The 3,462-nt window shown below is 67.2% G+C and carries 4 protein-coding genes; all 4 read left to right on the top strand.

Features of this window, described 5'->3' with window-relative positions; genetic code table 11:
- The first annotated feature begins 31 nt into the window (after positions 1 to 31).
- Positions 32 to 940: a 30S ribosomal protein S2 gene (gene rpsB / locus VGD44_RS03905; RefSeq protein ID WP_331084072.1), complete on the top strand. Its 909-nt coding sequence runs from the start codon at positions 32 to 34 to the stop codon at positions 938 to 940.
- A 99-nt stretch (positions 941 to 1,039) separates the two neighbouring features.
- Entirely contained in the window at positions 1,040 to 1,969 is a 930-nt protein-coding gene (gene tsf / locus VGD44_RS03910) for a translation elongation factor Ts (protein WP_331084074.1), read from the top strand.
- Positions 1,970 to 2,063: 94 nt separating this feature from the next.
- The gene (gene pyrH, locus VGD44_RS03915) at positions 2,064 to 2,780 is read left to right on the top strand and encodes a UMP kinase (RefSeq protein WP_331084077.1); all 717 of its coding nucleotides are present in this window, start codon (positions 2,064 to 2,066) and stop codon (positions 2,778 to 2,780) included.
- Positions 2,781 to 2,824: 44 nt separating this feature from the next.
- Complete coding sequence (gene frr, locus VGD44_RS03920; protein WP_331084079.1) at positions 2,825 to 3,391, top strand: ribosome recycling factor; 567 nt, start codon at positions 2,825 to 2,827, stop codon at positions 3,389 to 3,391.
- Positions 3,392 to 3,462 lie beyond the last annotated feature (71 nt).

The raw sequence follows: 3,462 nt of genomic DNA on the forward strand, positions 1-3,462 counted from the left end.
GTCCAACCGGAAGAAAGACGAGATACAGACTATGGCTCTGCCCGAATTCTCCATGCGCCAGATGCTCGAAGCCGGCGCCCACTTCGGCCACCAGACGCACCGCTGGAACCCGAAGATGGACAAGTACATCTTCGGCTCGCGCTCCAACATCCACATCATCGACCTGTCGCAGTCGATTCCCCTGCTGCACCAGGCCCTGGTGAAGGTGCGCGAAGTCGCCGCCGGCGGCGGCCGCATCCTGTTCGTGGGCACGAAGCGCCAGGCCTCGGAGCCGATCGCGACGGCCGCGAAGCGCTGCGCCCAGTACTATGTGAACCACCGCTGGCTGGGCGGCACGCTCACCAACTGGCGCACCGTCTCGGGCTCGATCGCCCGCCTGCGCGAGCTGGACACCGTTGTGAGTGGCGAAGGCCAGGGTCGTTCGAAGAAGGAGCTGCTGCAGCTGACGCGTGAGCGCGACAAGCTGGAGCTGTCCCTGGGCGGCATCAAGGACATGGGCGGCATCCCCGACCTGATGTTCGTGATCGACACCAACAAGGAAGCGATCGCGATCCAGGAAGCCCGCAAGCTGAACATCCCGGTGATCGCCATCCTCGACACCAACTCGAACCCGGACGGCATCACCTATCCGATCCCGGGCAACGATGACGCCGCGCGCGCCATCCAGCTGTACTGCGACCTGCTGGCGGACTCGGTGCTGGACGGCCTGGCCGCCGGCCAGTCGGCCGCGGGCGTCGACCTGGGCGCTTCGGTGGCTCCGATCGAACCCACGCTGGCCCGCGAGCTGGCCCCGGAACCGGCCGCCGAACCGGCGGTCTCCGCTCCGGAGGCTGCGGCTCTCGAGGCCGAGATGACGGGCGAGCCGGATACCACCGCCGCGGAGGCCGAGACCACGGCTGAAACCGGCGCCGACGCGGCGAGCGAAGAACAGGCCGGCTAAGGCGCGCATCGGCGCGCCTCTGCTGACACAAAACCCTGATGACGGGCCTCCATACCGGGGGTCCGTCTCCCGATTCACGAGCTTCTGGAGGAGCTGACCATGGCGGAAATCACCGCTGCGCTGGTCAAGGACCTGCGCGAAAAATCCGGCGCTGGCATGATGGACTGCAAGAAGGCGCTGCAGGAAACCGGCGGCGATATGGAAGCGGCCAGCGACTGGCTGCGCACCAAGGGCCTCGCCAAGGCCGCCAAGAAGTCGGACCGCGCCGCGGCCGAGGGCCTGGTGGCCGGTAAGGTGAGCGACGACGGCAAGACCGGCGCGCTCATCGAGCTGAACGCCGAGACCGATTTCGTCTCCAAGAACGACACCTTCCAGGCCGCGGCCCGGGAGATCGCCGGCATCGCGCTCACCACCGAGGGCGTCGACGCCATCGGTGCGGCCAAGACCGCCAAGGGCGAGACCGTGTCCGACATGGTGACCAACCTGATCGCCACCATCGGCGAGAACATGCGCGTGCGCCGCTCGGCCCGGCTTACCGTGAGCCAGGGCGCGGTCGCCCTCTACCTGCACAACGTGCAGGGCGACGGCGTGGCCCGCATGGGCGTGCTGGTGGCTCTGGAAGGCGCGGGCGACCCGGCGAAGCTGCAGGACGTCGGCAGGAAGATCGCCATGCACGTGGCGGCCACCGCGCCCCTGTCGCTCTCCCCGGCCGACCTCGACCCCGAGGTCGTCGCCAAGGAGCGCGAGATCCAGACCCAGACGGCGATGGAATCGGGCAAGCCCCGCGAAATCGCCGAGAAGATGGTCGAGGGCCGGATCCGCAAGTGGCAGGAAGAGGTCGTTCTGGTGAAGCAGCCCTTCGTCATGAACCCGGACCAGACCATCGAGCAACTGGTCGCCGAGACCGCCAAGGAGGTCGGCTCGCCGGTCGCCATCAAGGCGTTCGTGCGCCTCGCCCTGGGCGAAGGTGTCGAGAAGAAGGCAGACGACTTCGCCGCCGAAGTCGCCTCGATGACCGGCCAGGCCTGATCCGCCTGACCTGACTAAACAAGGGCGCGGTACGTTCGACGTACCGCGCCCTTCCTGTATGTTCCCCCCGACACGCTTCCAGGATTCCCGCCGCATGCCCGTCTCGCCGCGCCACAAACGCATCCTCATCAAGCTATCGGGTGAAGCGGGGGTCGGCGGCGACAAGTTCGGGATCGATCCGGCGACGCTGGGCGCGGTGGCCGAGGAGATCGCCCAGGTGGCCCGGGCCGGCGTGCAGGTCTGCGTGGTCGTGGGCGGCGGCAACATCTTCCGCGGCGCTGCCCTGGCTGAGGCCGGGATGGAGCGGGCCAGCGCCGACTACATGGGCATGCTGGCGACCGTGATGAACGCGCTGGCGCTGCAGGCCTCGCTCGAGAAGCTCGGCGTCTTCACCCGCGTGCAGTCGGCGATCCCGATGGAGGCCGTGTGCGAGCCCTACATCCGGCGCCGCGCGCTGCGGCACCTGGAAAAGGGGCGGGTGGTGATCTTCGCCGCCGGCGTCGGCGCGCCGTTCTTCACCACCGACTCGGGCGCGGCCCTGCGCGCCGCCGAGATGGGCTGCGAGGCGCTCTACAAGGGCACCAGCGTGGACGGTGTCTACACCGCCGACCCGAAGTCCGATCCGTCCGCCACGCGCTATGAAACGCTGAGCTACACCGACGTGCTGGCGAAGAACCTGAAGGTGATGGACGCCTCGGCCGTGAGCCTGATGCGCGACAACCACATCCCGATCATGGTGTTCAACATCCGCGAGCGCGGGAACTTGCTGAAGGTGCTGAGCGGCGAAGGCGTCTTCACGACCATCGCCTAGCCGCTAAAGTCCGCTTCCAAGACAAGACGACGGAGACGCCGCCCATGGCCACGACCGAGAAGCCCGTGATCTCGAAATACAAGGACCGCATGGACAAGGCCGTCACGGCGCTGAAGGAGGAGTTCGGGTCGCTGCGCACCGGTCGCGCGTCGGCTCACCTGCTGGATCAGATTCATGTCGAGGCCTATGGCTCGACGGTGCCGATCAACCAGGTGGGCGCGATCAGCGTGCCCGAGCCGCGGATGATCACCATCAACGTCTGGGACCGCGGTCTGGTGGTCTCGGTGGAGAAGGCGATCCGCTCGTCGGACCTGGGCCTGAACCCTGTCGTCGACGGCCAGACGCTGCGCCTGCCGATTCCGCCGCTCACCGAGGAGCGCCGCAAGGAGATCGCCAAGATCGCCGGCAAGTACGCCGAGCAGCAGCGGATCGCCATCCGCAACGTACGCCGCGACGCCAACGACGATTGCCGCAAGGCTCAGAAGGACGGCGTCATCAGCCAGGACGAGGAGAAGCGCATGGAGACGGAGGTGCAGAAGATCACCGACGAAGCCATCAAGCGCGTGGACGAAGCCTTGAAAACCAAAGAACAAGAGATCATGCACGTCTGATCTCAGTAGGACCGCGTTCACCCTCATGGCCGCCGCCGAGAAGCCACCGATAGCGGAGCCCCGAGAGGGGC

This window comes from Phenylobacterium sp. (genome assembly GCF_036402295.1).
In the GTDB taxonomy this organism is placed as follows: Bacteria; Pseudomonadota; Alphaproteobacteria; order Caulobacterales; family Caulobacteraceae; genus Phenylobacterium.

Coding starts and splice junctions, on each gene's coding strand:
- rpsB (WP_331084072.1), top strand. CDS start 32: ATGGCTCTGCCCGAATTCTCCATGCGCCAGATGCTCGAAGCCGGCGCC.
- pyrH (WP_331084077.1), top strand. CDS start 2,064: ATGCCCGTCTCGCCGCGCCACAAACGCATCCTCATCAAGCTATCGGGT.
- tsf (WP_331084074.1), top strand. CDS start 1,040: ATGGCGGAAATCACCGCTGCGCTGGTCAAGGACCTGCGCGAAAAATCC.
- frr (WP_331084079.1), top strand. CDS start 2,825: ATGGCCACGACCGAGAAGCCCGTGATCTCGAAATACAAGGACCGCATG.